Origin of the sequence: Nocardia goodfellowii (genome assembly GCF_017875645.1) — a bacterium.
GTDB lineage: Bacteria > Actinomycetota > Actinomycetes > Mycobacteriales > Mycobacteriaceae > Nocardia > Nocardia goodfellowii.
This window is the reverse complement of the sequence record NZ_JAGGMR010000001.1, coordinates 4,806,678-4,823,728: the sequence shown is the minus strand read 5'-3', so window position 1 is coordinate 4,823,728 and position 17,051 is coordinate 4,806,678. Positions and strand designations below refer to the sequence as shown.

At 64.3% G+C, this 17,051-nt stretch carries 13 protein-coding genes; 8 read left to right on the top strand and 5 right to left on the bottom strand.

What is annotated here, in order from left to right; genetic code table 11:
- Positions 1–134: 134 nt before the first annotated feature.
- From BJ987_RS22280 to BJ987_RS22270, 3 genes are all read left to right on the top strand, one after another.
- Positions 135–1,028, top strand: a complete 894-nt coding sequence (locus tag BJ987_RS22280; RefSeq protein ID WP_209893415.1) for an acyl-CoA dehydrogenase family protein — start codon at positions 135–137, stop codon at positions 1,026–1,028.
- Positions 1,025–2,356: an acyl-CoA dehydrogenase family protein gene (locus BJ987_RS22275; RefSeq protein WP_209893412.1), complete on the top strand. Its 1,332-nt coding sequence runs from the start codon at positions 1,025–1,027 to the stop codon at positions 2,354–2,356. Before BJ987_RS22280 ends, BJ987_RS22275 begins: the two co-directional genes overlap by 4 nt.
- Before the next feature lie 71 nt (positions 2,357–2,427).
- A complete protein-coding gene (locus tag BJ987_RS22270; protein ID WP_209893409.1) occupies positions 2,428–4,014 on the top strand; it encodes a GMC family oxidoreductase in 1,587 nt (528 codons plus the stop codon).
- Positions 4,015–4,029: 15 nt separating this feature from the next.
- Here the strand turns inward: BJ987_RS22270 and BJ987_RS22265 are convergent, their stop codons facing one another.
- Positions 4,030–4,485 (bottom strand): helix-turn-helix domain-containing protein, encoded by a 456-nt coding sequence (locus tag BJ987_RS22265; RefSeq protein WP_209893406.1) that lies wholly within the window; start codon positions 4,483–4,485, stop codon positions 4,030–4,032.
- A 356-nt stretch (positions 4,486–4,841) separates the two neighbouring features.
- A complete protein-coding gene (locus BJ987_RS22260) occupies positions 4,842–5,828 on the bottom strand; it encodes a terpene synthase family protein (protein ID WP_209893403.1) in 987 nt (328 codons plus the stop codon).
- Between the two features lie 358 nt (positions 5,829–6,186).
- Here BJ987_RS22260 and BJ987_RS22255 point away from each other — a divergent pair, with 358 nt between their 5' ends.
- Positions 6,187–7,344, top strand: a complete 1,158-nt coding sequence (locus BJ987_RS22255) for a histidine decarboxylase (protein ID WP_209893400.1) — start codon at positions 6,187–6,189, stop codon at positions 7,342–7,344.
- 13 nt (positions 7,345–7,357) lie between these two features.
- On the opposite strand, the gene BJ987_RS22250 is transcribed toward BJ987_RS22255, so the two are convergent.
- On the bottom strand, positions 7,358–8,593 hold the full coding sequence (locus tag BJ987_RS22250; RefSeq protein WP_209893396.1) for a metal-dependent hydrolase family protein: 1,236 nt from the start codon (positions 8,591–8,593) through the stop codon (positions 7,358–7,360).
- A gap of 701 nt (positions 8,594–9,294) precedes the next feature.
- On the opposite strand from BJ987_RS22250, the gene BJ987_RS22245 reads away from it, so the two are divergent.
- The 4 genes from BJ987_RS22245 to BJ987_RS22230 are packed head-to-tail and all read left to right on the top strand — an operon-like array spanning position 9,295 to position 14,995.
- A complete protein-coding gene (locus tag BJ987_RS22245) occupies positions 9,295–11,130 on the top strand; it encodes a CocE/NonD family hydrolase (RefSeq protein WP_209893394.1) in 1,836 nt (611 codons plus the stop codon).
- The gene (locus BJ987_RS22240) at positions 11,127–12,020 is read left to right on the top strand and encodes an AurF N-oxygenase family protein (RefSeq protein ID WP_209893391.1); all 894 of its coding nucleotides are present in this window, start codon (positions 11,127–11,129) and stop codon (positions 12,018–12,020) included. The genes BJ987_RS22245 and BJ987_RS22240 overlap by 4 nt, the downstream gene beginning before the upstream one ends.
- A gap of 1 nt (position 12,021) precedes the next feature.
- Complete coding sequence (locus tag BJ987_RS22235) at positions 12,022–13,596, top strand: FAD-dependent oxidoreductase (RefSeq protein ID WP_209893388.1); 1,575 nt, start codon at positions 12,022–12,024, stop codon at positions 13,594–13,596.
- 49 nt (positions 13,597–13,645) lie between these two features.
- Entirely contained in the window at positions 13,646–14,995 is a 1,350-nt protein-coding gene (locus BJ987_RS22230; RefSeq protein ID WP_209893385.1) for a wax ester/triacylglycerol synthase family O-acyltransferase, read from the top strand.
- A gap of 31 nt (positions 14,996–15,026) precedes the next feature.
- Here BJ987_RS22230 and BJ987_RS22225 read toward each other — a convergent pair whose 3' ends face one another.
- Together BJ987_RS22225 and BJ987_RS22220 are read right to left on the bottom strand one after the other, a co-directional pair.
- Positions 15,027–15,647, bottom strand: coding sequence for a hypothetical protein (locus BJ987_RS22225; RefSeq protein WP_209893382.1), 621 nt, complete (start codon positions 15,645–15,647; stop codon positions 15,027–15,029).
- Between the two features lie 17 nt (positions 15,648–15,664).
- A complete protein-coding gene (locus BJ987_RS22220) occupies positions 15,665–17,050 on the bottom strand; it encodes a carotenoid oxygenase family protein (RefSeq protein WP_209893379.1) in 1,386 nt (461 codons plus the stop codon).
- Between the last annotated feature and the right edge of the window lies 1 nt (position 17,051).

Sequence of the window (17,051 nt, the reverse complement as noted above, 5' to 3'; positions counted from 1 at the left end):
CGCCCCTGGTCCTCCGACCGGAGCGTGTCATGCGTCCTGAGGAACGCCAGGAATTGTCCTGGGCGGCAGCAGAACTCGGTTTGACGAACCTGTGGGCCCACGGTGCGCCGTTCGCAATCGACGCACTACGCCGGTTGGCCGCGGTCAACGGGGGAATCGCTTTGCATATTCATCGGCAGGCGCTCTGCACTTGGCTGAGAACGCGATTGAATCTGCCGAATTCAGGAACCCGGTCCACGTTATCGCTACTGGGTCATTACGGCCTCGGTGGTGATGCCTTGCCGCGATTGCTGGCCGGCCGGCTCCAACGCCACGACGTTTCCTCGCTGACCGACTACTTCGATCTCGACCGCGAGCGCATCACTTTCGGCGACGGTGACTGGGACGTGCTACTCGCGGCAGCCTACGACGGAGCCGCCATCACCTGGAAGCAAATCGACCGCGAGCACTGCCAGGTGCGAACGCATACGCACGCACATGGATTCGAGGAACTGGACGCCACCACCGTCCGCTGTTCCCGGCCGCCCGAGGGTGGAGTCGTAGACACCGCCACCTACAGCAAAGCCCTATACGTCGAGGGCCTCGGGCTATCCGCGATCGCGGCAGGCTTGGTCGACCACGCACTGGCGATCGGCCGACGCTGGGCTGCGCGACGACGTCAAGGCGGCGATCTGATCGAGAACCTGCCTGCCGTACAGCAGATGCTGGCGCAGATGTCCACAACAGCCGGCCTGGCCACTGCCAGGCTGAGCGGATTGGGGGATCATCTCGTCGATTCCACGCTGGACTCGACTGCTGAACCCGCAGTCGAGCGCGCGGCCCTCATAAAACTGTGCGCCATGCGCTCGCAGTTGCATCCAGCATGTTGTACGGCCACAGATCACGCCATCCAGATACTAGGCGGCCGTGGATACCTGCGAGACCACCCTGCCGAACGGCTGGTGCGTGACGCCAATGCGCTACGGATCATCGGCGGCACCCCACTCGAGTTGGAATTGTTCGTAGCCGAATCGGAGCGTCTGTCATGATCGCACCGTCACACCCGATGGCCCGGCCCGCGGTACTGCGGCGCTCCCGGGGACTGCGCCGCGCTCTGATCGCGTATTCGCCCGCCACCATGTGGGAACGAGATACCGCCAAACTGCCGCTGTCCCTGCGCGGCATCCGTCGGCGCTATCGAAAGTTCGCCGACCAGGTGCTCGCACCCGTGGCATTGGACTTGGACTCGGGGGAACCGCCACCCCTTGGCGAATGGGACCCGCGGTTGCGTCATATCGTGAAAGCCGCAGGGCGGCAAGGACTCATGACCGACATGTTTCCGCAACCGATAGGGAGCCTGAACCCCCTCGCATTGCGCTACATGGTATGGGCGCAAGCCTTGAAGACCGAAGAATTCGCCCGCGCCTGCGGCGGCCTCGCACTTGTGCTCAACTGCCCGACCCTCGGCGCGATACCACTCCTGCTTTCCGGCAGTCTGCCTACGTACCGTCGGTTCGTTCTCCCCGTCGCTCGCGACATCAAGAATGGCGAGCCGCATCTGTTGTCGCTGGCGCTGTCCGAGCCCGGCAGTGGTTCAGATTTGGAGAATTCCGATGGCGCCAGGTCCGCTCAGCTGCAAACCACTGCCAAAAGGGTGCGCGGCGGTTGGCAACTGAATGGACAGAAACGGTTCATCAGTGGAGCGGACCTGGCTCGGACAATCGTGACATTCGCGGCGCTGGAAGGTGAGGGCCCCGAATCGATAACGGGTTTCGTGCTACACCCCGACATGCCCGGCTTCACACTCGACCGCCGGGAGCTGAAGATGGGCCAGCGAGCATCGGGCACCGCACGCTTGGCGTATCGCGATATCTTCGTGCCGGATTCGCATGTCGTCGGCGGTCTGCGCGACGGCTGGGCGTTGGTCAGCGCCACCCTGAACTACTCCCGGATTCCGGTCGCGGGCGTTGCCGTCGGCCTGGCGCAGGCGGCGACAGACGCGGCACTGGCCTTTGCCGCACGATACCGGCTCGCGGGCAAGAAGCTGCTCGAGTACCAGCAAATTCAGCTCCAGCTGGCCCAGATGATCACAGAGACAACCGCAATTCGCGGATTCGCGTGGTTCCAGGCGCGCGATTTCAAGCCCCATCAGGCGGAAGCGTCCATGAGTAAATTTCACTGTAGCGACCGCGCGGTGGCCGTATGCCACATGGCGATGGACCTGATGGGAAACAACAGCCTGCTACATGTCAATCGGGTGGAAAAGGCCTTTCGAGACGCCCGAGTAACCCAGATCTACGAGGGGACGAACCAAATCAATCGATTGGCGGTCTTCGAGGATCTGCAGGAGGAGATATTCGCACAGGGTGCGATGTGACCGCAGTGCGCCACCGTTGTGAAGATGCCACCGCCACGCCATGCCGCCGAAACTCATCTCTGGAGTCTCAAATGTCGAAAACATTCGATTACATAGTCGTCGGCGCCGGATCCGCCGGGTGCGCCCTGGCCGGCCGCTTGGCGGAGGACGGCACGGCCGAAGTCGCGCTATTGGAAGCCGGTGCCACCGACCGGAAGCTCCTGATCCGCATGCCGAGCGGCTTCGCCAAGATGCTGAAAACTCCGTACGACTGGAACTACTCGACAACCCCGCAAACTCACCTTCGAGGCCGATCACTCTACTGGCCGCGCGGACGTGTCCTCGGCGGAACATCTGCCTTCAACGGGCAGGTATGGTCACGCTGCCATCGTGACGACTACGACGGCTGGGAGCTGCCGGGCTGGACATTCAGCGCCGTCGAACCGTACTTTCGCCGCGCCGAGCAACGACGAGGTGGCAATGAGACCGGCCACTATGGGAAAGACGGACCGATGCGGGTTTGCGACCCGCGAGTAATCAATCCGACGACTACCGCCTTTCTCGACGCGGGTGCCGAAGCCGGCTTTCCGCGGCTCGCCGATCTCAACCTTCCTGCCAACGACGGGTTCTGCGCAGTCGCCGTCAACCAACGGCGAGGTCGTCGCTGGAGCAGCGCCGATGGCTATCTCGGTGGAGCTTGGCGCAGACGTAATCTGACGATTCTCAAAAATGTTCAGGCGCGCCGGGTGCTGTTCAGCGATTCTCGAGCCATCGGTGTCGAAGTCTCCAACCGGCATGGCCGGATCGAGCACATCACCGCCGGCAAAGAAGTCATCCTGAGCGCCGGCACCATAGGATCACCGCAATTGCTGATGCTCTCTGGAGTCGGCGATCCAGACCACTTGCGCGACATGGACATTCCGCTGGTTCACGCCGCGCCCGAGGTGGGCGGAAACCTCCAGGACCATCTCAGCATGCCCATGTTCTACCACTGTCCGCAACCGGTCACCTTGGCCTCGGCCTCCACCCTCGCGAACGCTGCGCGCTATCAGTTGCTGCGTCGCGGGCCGCTGGCGTCCAACCTCGGGGAAGGCGTCGGGTTTGTGCGCACCCGAGACGATCTTTCGGCTCCCGACTGCGAGATCGTCTGGGTGCCGGGGGCCATGATCCGGCACGGCTTCACACCGCCGGCCGGCCATGGCATCACGATGCTGGTGCAGCAGTTGCAGCCGCGCAGCCGTGGTCGGATAACTCTGACGGACAACGATATTGTTGTGGCTCCCGACATCGATCCCCGGTATCTTTCCGCCGAGTCCGATCTCGACGTGTTGCGCGCCGGCGTCCGTTTGGCCGAGCGTGTCGTCGGAGCCGCGGCGCTGCGGCCGTACATCGCCGGGCCGATGGCTCCATGGCCTGGTGCAGTCGGCGACGCCGAGTTGACCGACATGATTCGCCGACACGCGGAGACCGCCTATCACCCGGTTGGCACCTGCCGGATGGGGGCCGACCCCGATTCAGTCGTGGATCCGGAGCTCCAGGTACGTGGCGTCGACGGCCTCCGCGTGGCCGACGCATCGGTCATCCCCACTATTCCGAGAGGCCACACCCACGCACCCGCCGTCATGATCGCGGAGCGGGCGGCAGATTTCATCCGCGGGCGAACAGTGGCCCAGCCGTAGCCTGCGATCGTCTACTCATTCGTTCGCCGGTACGTCGCCCGGTCCTGCCGTTTCATCGAGCAGCCAGCCGCCCTGCAATGCCAGCACCGCGGCCTCCGCTCGAGAAGACACGTCGATCTTTCGGAATATGAAATGCACGTGGTTGCGTACGGTCTTCTCGGCGATACCGAGCTGGCGTGCGATACGGCGGTTGGAACGCCCTTCACCGATCAACCGCAAGATCTGCTTTTCCCGCGGTGTAAGGCGATGGGCCGGTTCGAAATTGTCGCCGTCGACGCCGACTTCCGCCGCGGTGTCAGGGCATATCGAGTTGCGAGCTTGCACCAGCAAGTCCATCGCGAGGAGTTGCTGATGACAGATAGCAAGCATCATCTTCATGGCCCGGTCGATCTGCTCAGCAGCCGACTCCCCACCACCGAAGGCACCCCTCGGATCGAACGATGTCGAAGGTTCCGATGGTTCAGCGCGCATAGCATCCGGCCGTTCCGGCGTTGCCGACTACTCTAGACATGGAATTCCTTCTTATAACACAGCAATGAGAGCTCATACAGATCAATCGGAACTTGACCAGATAAACAATGCATAATTACGAAGGGAGCGGACGGCACCACGGAAAGAATCAGCGAAAGAGTGCTTCGACACCACGAACCGTAAGCTTCACCGAAGCTCGAGTGAAGCGTCTATCAAAGATATTACATATGATAACCCAGCTGGAGACATTTGACGAGCCGCGACGTCAAATGACAATAGCGGGAAAGTAGCACATAACTCAATCCAACCATTAGGTTTGCATGCGCCGATGGGATAGGCGAAGAATTGGCTACGCCTCAGTCGGAGATCTGGCCGTCTAGCGAGGGGACGTCGTAGCAGCTGGAGGTCGACGACCAGTCGCGGGTCGTCGCGACGATGTTGCGGATTCCGTCGACGTAGTGCGATGCCGCTTTCTGCTGTGGGGCTGAGAGATTCAGGGATCGGTAGAGGGCCGGCAAGCCGGCTTCGAGCGCGAGGAAATCTCGGGTCAGCGCGGTGATCTCGTGCTGGACTCGGGCGATCGCGTCATCTCGTGAGCAGTCCAGCTCGTGCTGGAGGACGAGGGCGAGGTTGTGGCAGTCGCCTTGAGACTCCTCGATATCGAGCGAGTACAGGTCGTTGATGAAGGCGGCCAGATCGGTTCCGGCGTCTCGCAGGGCAAGGAACCGAGGGTTGGCGAAGAGTATCGCGGGCGCCTCCAGGTGACTGGTGCGCTCGGTAAGGGCGAACAAGGCGTCGGTGAAGACGCTGTCGCGCCGGAGACGCCGGTAGTCCGCGACGGTGGGTACCCTCTCGCGACGCCGGTTGTCCACTTCGGTTCGGCATGCGGCAAAAAAGCGGAGTAGGGCGTCGGCGATCCGGCGCTGCCAGGTGGGTGACATTCCGTCGGTGAGACGCGTCCACAGGTCCGCAAAACTGCTGGTCATCGGTGTTGGGCAGTGATTTTCGCTGACGAGGGGTTCGTTACCGAGGGCGGTTTCGAGCAGTCGCTCGACCTCGGTGACCGAATATAGGGCCGCGGCAGGCTGGGCGATGAACATGTCGTCGGCGATCCTGGTCCAGCCGCTGAAATCGGTGGCTACACACAGATCGGCGCCGCGGGCGTCCGGCCAGCACGTCGCGGCCGCGTCTGCTAAACGGAACGCCAAAAAGTTGTCGGCGTCGACGGTATTCGACAGAAGACCGTACGACCGCAGCCACGACAGGCCGTGCTCGCGTGCCTGGTTCACGTCCGGGCTGATCCGCGAGGTGAACGGGACATCGAATTCCAGTGCTCCGGGCATGCTTTCGGCTCCTATATATCCAGTGCGTCACTGCCTGGTCATATCGCTGTCGCGGAGTGGTCTGGAGTACGACGGTAGGTCGGTTCAGCGGATGCGCCGCAACACCGAGTTGTTGTCGAGTCGATGCAGTCTTTGGCCAAGGAGCCGCCTGAGCCCCCGACGACTGCCGTACCATCGAAGTGCTGGAAGCGCTTTGCTTATTGCCCAATATTGTTGCGGCCGAGTTCTTTGTAGACACTCGCGGTGCGAGGCTCAGCCATCTGGTCCGGCGTGCGGAGAAGTGAACCACCGGAACCCGACGCCGGACGCGGAGGCCGTGGTGGCCGCTCGGCCCGCAGCAATGAACAGAGGTGGCGTCATGAAATTCCCAGACCAGAAGGATCTCACCATCCTCGACGACCCATCGGAAACCACCGCGACTTCGGAGCACGATGTGGAGATCTTGACCGACACGGCCGCTCAGATGCTCGGTGGACGTGAGTACATGCTCGGTTTCCCGGTCAATCTCGACTTCGACTACCGGCAACTGTCGGAGTTCCTGGCCGTCCACGGCAACAATGTGGGCGACCCGCGGAAGGAGAGCGAATATCATTTCCACACCAAGCCTTTCGAACTGGCGGTGATCGACTTCTTCGCCCGCCTGGCGGGATGTCCGGATGCCTTCGGCTACGTCACGAACGGCGGTACCGAAGGGAATCTGTTCGGCTGCTATCTCGGGCGCGAACGTTTTCCGGACGCTGTCATGTACTACTCGGCTGCCGCGCACTATTCGATGATGAAGATCGCACGACTCCTACGCGTCGAGGCGCGCTCCGTCGCCTGTCTGGCGGACCAAACCATGGATCTCGACAACTTGACGGAGCTGCATCGACGGCACGGCGATGGCCGGGCGGCGCTGGTGGTCGCCACGATCGGGACCACCACCGGCGGTGCCTACGATGACATCGCCGGGGTCCGGGCGGCGTTGAACACGCTCGGCACGACAAACATTCATATCCACTCCGACGCCGCTTTCGGTGGTCTACTGGCGGCGCTCGGACCGACCCCTCGGCCCTGGGCGTTCGAGTCCGGCGCCGATACGGTGGCGATCAGCGGGCACAAGATGATCGGCGGCCCTATCCCGAGCGGGATAGTGCTGGCACACCGCCGGGATGTCGAGAAGATCCGGAAAACAGATGTCGCGGTCGGCTCCGATGACGACACCATCAATGGGTCGCGCGATGCGTTCACTCCGGCGCTGCTCTGGTACGAACTACGCCGCCTGGGACGCACGGGTCTGCGCCGACGCGTCCAGCACTGTCTCGATACCGCGCGCTACGCCGAGAATCGCTTGCGCGGCGAAGGCAGGAATCCGGTGCGGCCACCCGGCAGCAATACCGTTGTCTTCGACGCTCCCTCGGCGGAGGTATGCCAACGGTGGAACTTGTTGACCGTCGATGAGAGGGCCCACCTCGTCACCATGCCGCATGTCACCGAAGAGCACATAGACCGCCTCTGCGCGGAAATCCGCCGCTGATCATCGCACCGAATCATCGGTCCGGAGCGCGCGGGTCCAGCCGGATGACGCCGTTCTGCATGACGAACTCCACCCGGCCCATAGCCTCGATGTCGGTGAACGGATGCCCGTCGACGGCGATGAGGTCGGCGGTGGCACCCTGTTCGATACGGCCGAGATCCGGACGGTTCAACAGGTCGGCCGCGACGCTGGTCGCTGCCCGCAGGGTTCGTAGCGGGCTGATTCCGACTTCATCCATCGCTTGGAATTCGCGCCAGTTGTCTCCGTGCGGAAACATGCCCGCATCGGTCCCGTATGCGATGTCGACGTCGCTGGCCGCGAGAAGCTCGGCCGATGCCTTGATCTGCTCGGCGTGCCGGCGGATCTTCGCACGCATCCGCGGTTCGTAGTCGGTCCAGAAGTCGTCGTCATCGAGGTGGTCGACGAAGTAGCGCGGACCATAGAGCGTGGGCACAAGGTAGGCGCCGTGCTCGGCGATACTCGCAAGCGTCTCGGCCGTGACGAGACTCGCGTGTTCGATGCTGCGGACACCTGCCCGCAGGGCGCGGCGCACCGATTCGTCGTTGACAGCGTGCGCCGCGCAAGGCAAACCGAGGTCTCGCGCTGTATCGACGATCGCGGTCATTTCGGCAAGGGTGAACGAGACCTGGTCCGGCGTGTCCGCCGCCGAACTGAAGCCGCCGCTGGCGGCGAACTTGATCCAGTCGGCGCCGAACCGGAGCTGTTCGCGGACAAGCTTTCTCAGTTGATCGGCCCCGGCGGCGATCGTGCCGATCTCCACTCCGTAGCGTTCGGTAAGCTGAGGCATCTTGTCCCCGTGTCCGCCCGGGGTGGAGATGATGTTGGGTGCGACGAAGAGTCGGGGGCCTTCGACAAGGCCGGTGTCCACCGCCTGCCGCAGCCCGACGTTGATCGCATCGCCCGCACTGCCCAGATCACGAACTGTGGTGAATCCGTTGGCGAGCAGCGCTCGCATGGGCGGTACCGCTCGCAGCGCCTGGTACGCGGCCGACGCTATATCGAGCCTCTCGTCGACCAGATGCACATGGCAGTCGATGAGCCCCGGTAGCAGTGTGCGCCTTCCCAATTCGACGATTGCCGCGTCCCCTTGCCGAACCTCCCCTGTGACCGGGGAAACCGAAACGATGGTGCCGTTGTCCACGACTACGGCGGTCGGCCCGGTGGGACGGGAACCGACCCCGTCCCAGCAGTGATCCGCGACAATGACGAAACGCGTACTCGACGGCATTCGATAGTTCTCCGGTCCGGACTCCGAAAGCAGGAAAACCAGCGCGGCGACGACCTTTCAGGTCGAATTCCATGCGACCGAACCGAAGGCCGGAGTAAGCGTCCGGAAATCCTTCGTATCAGCACACTCGAGGGTACTCCTCGTGTGGCGCAGCTGTTTCCGCTTTGCACATGCAGGTGACACGACCGCCGCGAACGACGCCGTTCAGGCCCTGCCACGGCCAGACGGTCGGAAGCCCCTCGGACTGAGGAACTTACGGATCTCAGCGCCGACCTCCGCGGATCTGTTGCGATCCGCGATGCGGTCTGGCTATCATCGGATGACGCCCAGCAACCGTGTACACCGAATGAGCACGTCACGTTGCTTCATGATTCGGAAATTCCGCCGGTCTGCATGAACATGTTCTAATCAGTTTGCGTCACGGCACGAACGCTTGCGTCACCGATAAAGATCCTCTTCGTCGCGAATGACCGGCTCATAATCCACCATTTCGAAATCCACTGCTGCCATGCCGTTTACCTGTCGCGTGCTACTTCCAGACGCTTACCCAATTCCGGAGCAACCGAACTACGCGCGAGCGTAAGCCAGAAAGTGACCCCGTGAAGTCGAATCCGAGAACTCCCCTGCCGGTCGACTACCGTTTCACCTATAGCGTTGGCGTGTACCCGCGAACCTACTTGTTCTCCGACACTCCGATAACGATGTCCGACGGGGCGACCCTCACCGCGGATATCACGCGGCCCGGCACCGACGGCGAACCGGTAGCCGAGCCACTGCCCGCCGTGGTGATCTTCACCCCATACAACAAAATGCTGTCTCGTCTGTACTTCACCATGGCCGCGCTGAAAACAATGGGCCGCCTGGTGGATTCGGTCGCCCCGACGGCGGCGGAGCACCCCCGTCTCCGTTTCACACCATGGGATCTGTTCCGGACATTGGCCGTCGGCGGCCTGGAAACGATGGCCGACTACCGGGGTCTGGCGCGGCGCGGGTACGCGACGGTCGTAGTCGATATCCGGGGCACCGGTTCCTCCACCGGAGCCTGGGAATTCCACGGTGAGCGCGAACAATTGGATTACCTGGAGACCCTGGCGTGGGTGCGTGAACAACCTTGGTGCAACGGCGATTTGGGGCTGGCCGGAATCTCTTACCATGCACAAGTCGCGTTGATCGCCGCGGGCTTGCGGCCGCCGGGGCTGAAGGCCGCCTTCATCGAGGAGGGGTCCGAGGACATCGCCCGGGAAATCGCGCTGGCCGGCGGCGTGCCGTGCCCATTCGTCCTCGGCTGGATCCTCGGAGTCACCGCGGGCAAATGGATTCCGTCGGTGACCGGCCTGGCCCGCTCGGGGCTGCTCGGCCGATATCTGCGTGACCGGGTCGCCCATCCCGTGTCCTGGCTGGACCGGGGCCTGCACCTGTTCGCCTCGGACGACCACCCTGACAGCCGTCTCGGTCCGACCTGGCAGGCAAGGCTGGCACGGTTCGAACAGATCGAAGTACCCACCTTTCTCTACAGCGCCTGGCATGACATCTACAGCCGTTCGTCGACACGTCTCTACGATCGGTTGCAGATGCCGCCCGGCGAGAAACAAGTGCTGGTCGATCAGGGGTATCACCTGTCTCCCGGCTCCGGGCTCGGTGCCCCGGGCGGCCCACCGACGCTGGCGGATCTGCAGAGCGCCTGGTTCGACAAGTGGCTCAAGGGGATCGACACCAACATCGACCACTACGGTCCGATCGTTGTCCGACGTCAGGCAGACGGCTGGGTCCGGCTCGACGAATTCCCCGAACCCGGGTCGCAGGTGTGCCGGCTCTATCTCGAATCCACCAGCAGCGGTACGGCTTCCTACGCCGGCTACGACGGCTCGCTCAGCGTCGCCGCGCCGACCGGAGTGCACACCATCCCCATACCGGCGCGACTGGCCTTCGCTCCGGCCGCGAGCAATACCGCCGTCGTGACGCTGGGGTTGTCGGTCCTTCTCGGTCCGGATTTCGGGACCGACGAACGGCCGGTCGAGATCGCCGCGGTGTGCTTCACCGGCGCACCGCTGCCCGCGGACACGGTGCTGTCCGGCCCGCTCAATCTGCACTTCCAGGCGATCACCACCGGCATCGACGCGTTCTGGTCGATCACCGTCAGCGACGTTGACCCCGACGGCTCCGCCGCGGTCCTGACCCGCGGCGCCCTGCGTTCCTCGCTCAGAGCGCTCGACCCGGCCGGCTGCCGCTATGTCGACGGTCAGCTCGTGCATGCCCAGCATCCGATGACCGCGGATTCCGCTCTGCCGGTCGAGCCGCACGTGCCGCACACCCTCGATATCGACATCCAATCCACCGACGCGTTGATCCGCGCGGGCCACCGGCTCCGGGTCGCCGTACGCCACGCCAGCTTTCCGCTACACATGCGCACGCCGTCGATCCAGCGGAAGCTGGGCCGCCAAGCCATCTATCTGACCGGCACCGAGCCGAGCTATCTGACCTTCCTCGCCAAACCGCTCACCGGCAGCACGACGCCCCTTGGAGGACAACGATCATGACGAGAACTCCTTCGCCGACCGACCGGACCGTGCAGATGCTGCTCGACAGCGCCGCTACCTCGACCTTCGACATCAATGCCGACATCGACTGGGGCGCGGGACCGGTCCCGGAAATGATGTACCTCTCCGAACATCGGTGCGCACTGTATGGCACCGAGATCTGGGCCATGATGACGCCGGAACAGCGCATCGAGTTCTCCCGGCACCAAATGGCGTCGATGCATGCGATCGAGATCTGGGTGGAGACCCTGTTGAATACGTTCTTGATGCGGCAGGTGCTGAACAGTGACGTCGCGACGCCGCTGGCCTGGCATCTCTACACCGAGATCGCGGACGAGTGCAGGCATTCGACCATGTTCGGACGCATCATCGCCGCCGCCGGAGCGCCGACCTACGGTCCGCCGGCGTGGGCGTTTCACCTCACGCAGGCGGCTGCCGCGCTCGCTCCGCCCTTCATCGTCGTCGGCATGACGTTGGCGATGTTCTTCGAGGAGTACGGCGACGCCCTCCAGCGCGAACTCGCCGCCGATGAGAACGTGCAGCCGCTGGTCCGGCGGGTCAGCCATATCCACGTGGTCGAGGAGTCTCGGCATCTGACCTTCGCTCGCGCGGAATTGGCCGAAAGAATTCCCCACTCACCGATCGAGAAGGCGATAGTCGCCGCGATCTACGGTCCGGTGGCCTTCCTGGTGACTCGGTTCATGGTGCCGCCCACGGTGTACGAGAACGTCGGACTCGACGCGCGACTCGCATCGCGGGCGGCCAAGACCAACAAGTATTGGCGGGAGTCGCAGCGATGGTTTTCCGAACGGGCGATGCACACCTTCGCCGAACTCGGGATACGCAACAGATTCGGTGACGCGATCTGCCGCTTCGCCGGAGTGCTGTGACATGCCCCATGTCATCACCGGTGACTGCTGCAGCCTCGGCAGCTGCGTGCGGGTATGCCCTCTGGACTGCATCCATCCCAGGCCGGACGAGCCTGGATTCGCCACCGCCGAGATGCTGTTCATCGATCCTGGCGTCTGCATCGACTGTGGCGCTTGCGCGGACGCCTGCGCCGCGGACGCGGCCAAACACATCTCCACTCTCACCGGTGACCAGCAGCATTACGCGCAGGCGAACCGGGAACACTTCCGCGCCAACCCGGTGCCGGCCGGCTCCCAGGCGCCGAGCTGGACGCTGCGTCCCTTACCACCGGGCACGCCGCGGTTGCGCATAGCCATCATCGGATCCGGTCCCGCGGGAATGTTCGCCGCCGAGGAACTACTGCGGCACCCCGAAGTCGAGGTCGATGTCTATGAGCGGCTGTACACACCGTGGGGTCTGCTTCGATCCGGTGTCGCTCCGGACCATCCGAGAACGAAGAGCGTCGCCGCGACATTCGAGGTCCTCGCCCGAGAAGCGAACGTGCGCTTGCTGTTAGGCGTCGAGGTAGGCAAGGACGTGAGTGTGGACGAACTCCGCCGGCACTACCACGCTGTCGTCATCGCCATCGGTGCGTCCGCACCGAAGAAGCTGGCGGTACCGGGCCACGCGTTGCCCGGCAGCCTGGCCGCCGCCGAGCTCGCGGCCTGGTACAACGGCCACCCCGACTCGGCAGATCTGGATGTTCGGCTGGCGGGGCCGCGGGCGGTCGTGGTCGGCAACGGAAACCTCGCCCTCGATATCGCTCGGATGCTGCTCGCCGACCCGGGTGCGCTGCGTGCCACCGATATCGCCGCCCATGCGCTGGCCGCACTCGAAACCGGCGCGATCACCGAAGTGACGATCGTCGGGCGCGGCGATCCAGCACAGGCCGCGTTCACCGAGCCCGCGGCCGACGCGCTGGCGCGCTGTGACTCGTTGTCCATCACTACGGATCGGGAATTCACGGCGAGTGACCTGCGGGCGCACCGCGCACTCCGAACGCTGCAGGGGGCCGGGCCCCGTACCGCGAGCAAGCGGGTCAATTTCCGTTTCGCCACCTCCGTCGCGGCGATCCGCGGCGGCGACAGCGTCGAATACGTGCGGCTGGTCGGGACGAACGGCCACAGTGAAGTAATACCGGCATGTTTGGTCGTCCACGCGATCGGTCATCACCGCACGCCGCTGCCAGGGCTGGCGATGGATGCGGCCGGCCCGACCGCGGCGGGGCGCGTTACCGCACAGGGTGTGCCGATCCCAGGGCTGTACAGCGTGGGCTGGCACAAACGCGGAGCCCGCGGCACGATCGGCGCCAACCGCTTCTGCGCCAAAGCGACAATCGCGGCGCTGCGCGCGGACTACATAGCGGGAAAGCTCCGGCAACCCGTGCGGGAGCCGGCCGATCTGGAAGCGCGCTTTCGCCGCGCCTCCGTTCATCCCGTCGGGTATGCCGGCTGGCTGAAGATCGACAGCGAGGAACGCCGTCGCGGCCACCGAGCGCTGCGGCCACGCATCAAACTCGTCGACCACGAGGAGCTGTCCGCCCGCGCGCACGACTGAACGCTCAGGAACCGAATTGTCTCAGCGGCTTTCGAGGAGGACGACGACCGTGAAGTTCATTTCCCCGATCGACGCGATGTTCCTGATCGCCGAGAACCACGTCCAGCCGATGCACGCGGCCACACTGCAGCTACTGGAGCCGCCCGAGCACGCGGGCCCAGGCTTTGTTCGCGACCTCTACGACACGCTGCTGCGGCACACGGAGTTCGACCTCGCGTTCACTCGACGTCCGCGCACCGCGCTGGGCATGCCGATCGATTGGGCCGTCGAGGAGGTGGATCTTCGTTGCCATGTGAAGCATTCGGGCCTGCCGCACCCGGGCGGGATGAGCGAACTGCTGGACCTCGTTTCGGACCTGCACCGGCAGATGTTCGACCGAACGCGCCCACCCTGGGAAGTGCATCTGATCGAAGGCCTCCAGGACGGCCGTTTCGCCCTCTACTTCAAATGGCACCACGCGCTTTTCGACGGAATCTCGGCACAGACGATCATCCGCGGCGCCTACTCCACCGACGCCCTCGGCAAGCAGGCTCACCCGCTGTGGCACCTGCCTCCCGGCCACCGCCCACGCGGGCGTGCGACAGCAACGGATACGCGCACCGACGAAGCGGCGAAGACACCGCCACGGCGGACGACTTGGCAGGGCGCCCTCGACGCCGGGCTGGCGGCCGTGCCGTCCGCCGCACCCAAAACAGTGTTCAACGTGCCCATCGGTTCCGCCCGGCGTTGCGAAATCGGCGCCGTGCCGATATCGCAGGCAAAGACCATTTCCGCCCGGACCGGAACCACCATCAACGATGTCATCCTGGCGATCACCGGCGGCGCACTGCGCGCCTACCTGAACAGACACGATCGCTTGCCCGTCAAGTCGATCGTCGCCATGGTGCCGGTCTCGCTGCGACCCGAAGGCAGTTACGACCGTCAGGGTGGCAACAAGGTCGGAGCCGCTCTGTGCAAACTGGGCACCGACATCGAAGACCCGCTGCAACGGCTCGCCCGCATCAGCGGTTCGATGCTGCGCACTAAACAAATACACTCGAATTTGTCCAGCGCTCAATCGCTGGGGCTGTCGGCCCTGCTGTTGGCCCCCGGCGTGGTGAAGACGCTGATAGACCCGGTCGTGTCGGTACCGCCGCCGTTCAACGTCGTCATCTCCAACATCCCGGGAATCGCGCACGAGCGCTATTGGGGCGGCGCTCGTCTCAGCGGGATGTATCCCCTGTCCTTCCCGTTGCACGGGCACGCGCTCAACATCACGGTCTCCAGCATCGTGGACGAGCTCGATTTCGGCTTCGTGGCGTGCGCGGAATCCGTTCCGGCACTGGCAGATCTGCCGATGTTTCTCCTCCAGTCGGCCGCCGAGCTGACATCGGCCGTCGGTGCGTCCCAGCTCTCGTAGGAAGCATCGGGCGGATCAGGCGACTCGGCGGTCAAGCGATTCCGGTGGTGTCCAGGACAAGGTCGGAATCCCAGGCGCGGGTGATCACCGCTGCGAGATCGATGTGCCGCAATTGCATTACCTCGGGTCCGGTCATCAGTTCTTCGACGTAGCGGATGACTTGACCGGTCACTTCGGCGCCCAACGCGCCGAGTCGATCCAGCACGCGGGCAGCCATGTCGGAGGGGATTATCCGCGCGGTGACGTCGTCGGGACGCACATGATCGACGTCCACGAACACATAGCAATCGGCACGGGGTTCCAACCTGATTCGCGTCCCGGCGCAGACGACCGCGGCGAAGGCCGCAGACACACCCGCGAATTCGAGGCCGGCTTCGAGATCCATCACCACGGTGACTTCCACATCCCAGTCGCCCTCGGCGGCGGGGCAGGTCGTGATCCTCCCGCGCCGTCCTGTCACCGACACCGTCGCCATATTGCCGGGGCCGGCGGCCATGGGGCCGAGTTCGATTCGGTCGCCGATGATTTCGGCGACCAGGTCGTTGACTCGGTCCGGACTCACCGCTGTTCGCAGGATTGTTCGCCCGAATTCGGCGTAGGCCACCGGAGCCGAACGATCGCGCGACTCATCGGTCGCAGGTCGGGTCTGCACGCAACGCCTCCTGGTGCTCACTTCGATGCCTGTGCGAGTGCCGCATCGACTGCCTCGATCGCGGTCCCCTCGATCCAGCTGGCGTGGAACCCGGACGGGACGCGGCATGGCAGATCGATCACCGCGGTCGGCGCGCCGTCGAAGTCGTGCGAGTCCAGAACGACGAGTTTGCTCACGTCGCGTTCGAGGTCGTAGAGCAGGTGCAGCAGCCATCCGTCGTCTTCGGCAGTCCCGCGCGGCACGAAAACAGCCTCGCTCGGCACTCCCCCGGATCCGCCGTAGTCACGGATGGCGGTCGTGCCGGTCAGCAAGTCGTGCTTGAGCAGATCTGTCGGCTGCCGGTCGGCGATGGCCTCGACCGAACCGGAAACGGCGTAGTAGTAGCGGGATGGCCCGGCAACCGTCCGCGGGTCCAGCCGGGGCAGCTCTTGCATCCGGTCGTCGAGTTGGCGTTCGCGCGTAGTGCCTGCCGCCAGGTCTATCTCCCACTCCCACAGCTGGCCGCCGCCCCCGGCCAGCGGATCGTCGGAATGGTCGAACATGCGCTCGTATCTGATCGCCCGCACGGTAATTCGGTCACCGGCCGCCGCCGCGGTGACCGTATGCAGGACGAAGCACGCGGCGATGTCGAACCATCGGATCGCAGCGGGCCCGAGGTCACGGGGGAAGACGCCGATGCGCGCTTGGTGACGGCGGTCCCACCGGTACGGAAGTTGACCGCGGACGGCGACGGAGGGCTTGAATCGCACCGGCAGATCGAACAGGATGACGTGCCGGTCGGTCAGCGCGATGTCGTGGATCAGCGGACGGCCGGCCAGGTCGACGCGCTCGCAGCGCCGCACGCGGCCTTGTTTGTCGATGACGAGATATTCACCCCAGGTGTGCAACGGGGTGTGCGCGACGATGACCAGCTCGCCCGTGTTCGGGTCGAGTTTGGGGTGCGCCGACACCCCGTGCGGCAGGGCGGAATCGAGGTCGGTATAGGCCACGGTTTCCAGCGTGGAACTCAATCGCACTGGCACACAACCGGTTTCGACCAGAGCCAGCAGCAGATCGCCGTGACAGACGACGTTGGTGTGGACGACATCGCTCAAAAAATGGCGCGGCCCGGCGGGGCGTGGCTCACCCATCTCACGACACACTCTGCGGGAACGAATCCAGCGGTTGCGGAACCAGTGTGCCCGTCCGCCGCGCAGTCGCACCCCGGAGACGAATCCGTCCTGCCGGAACCACGCGTAGTGGCGGGCACGGTATCCGGTCGGTGGCACTATCGGATTCGGTCCGATGTAGGTGAACAACCCGTCCAGCGCTTCCGGAAGCGTTCCTTCGACCGGCAAGGAGAATTCGGTGTGCTCGGTGTAGACCGGGGTGTAGGCACCGGTCAGGTACGGATCGGTAGCCATA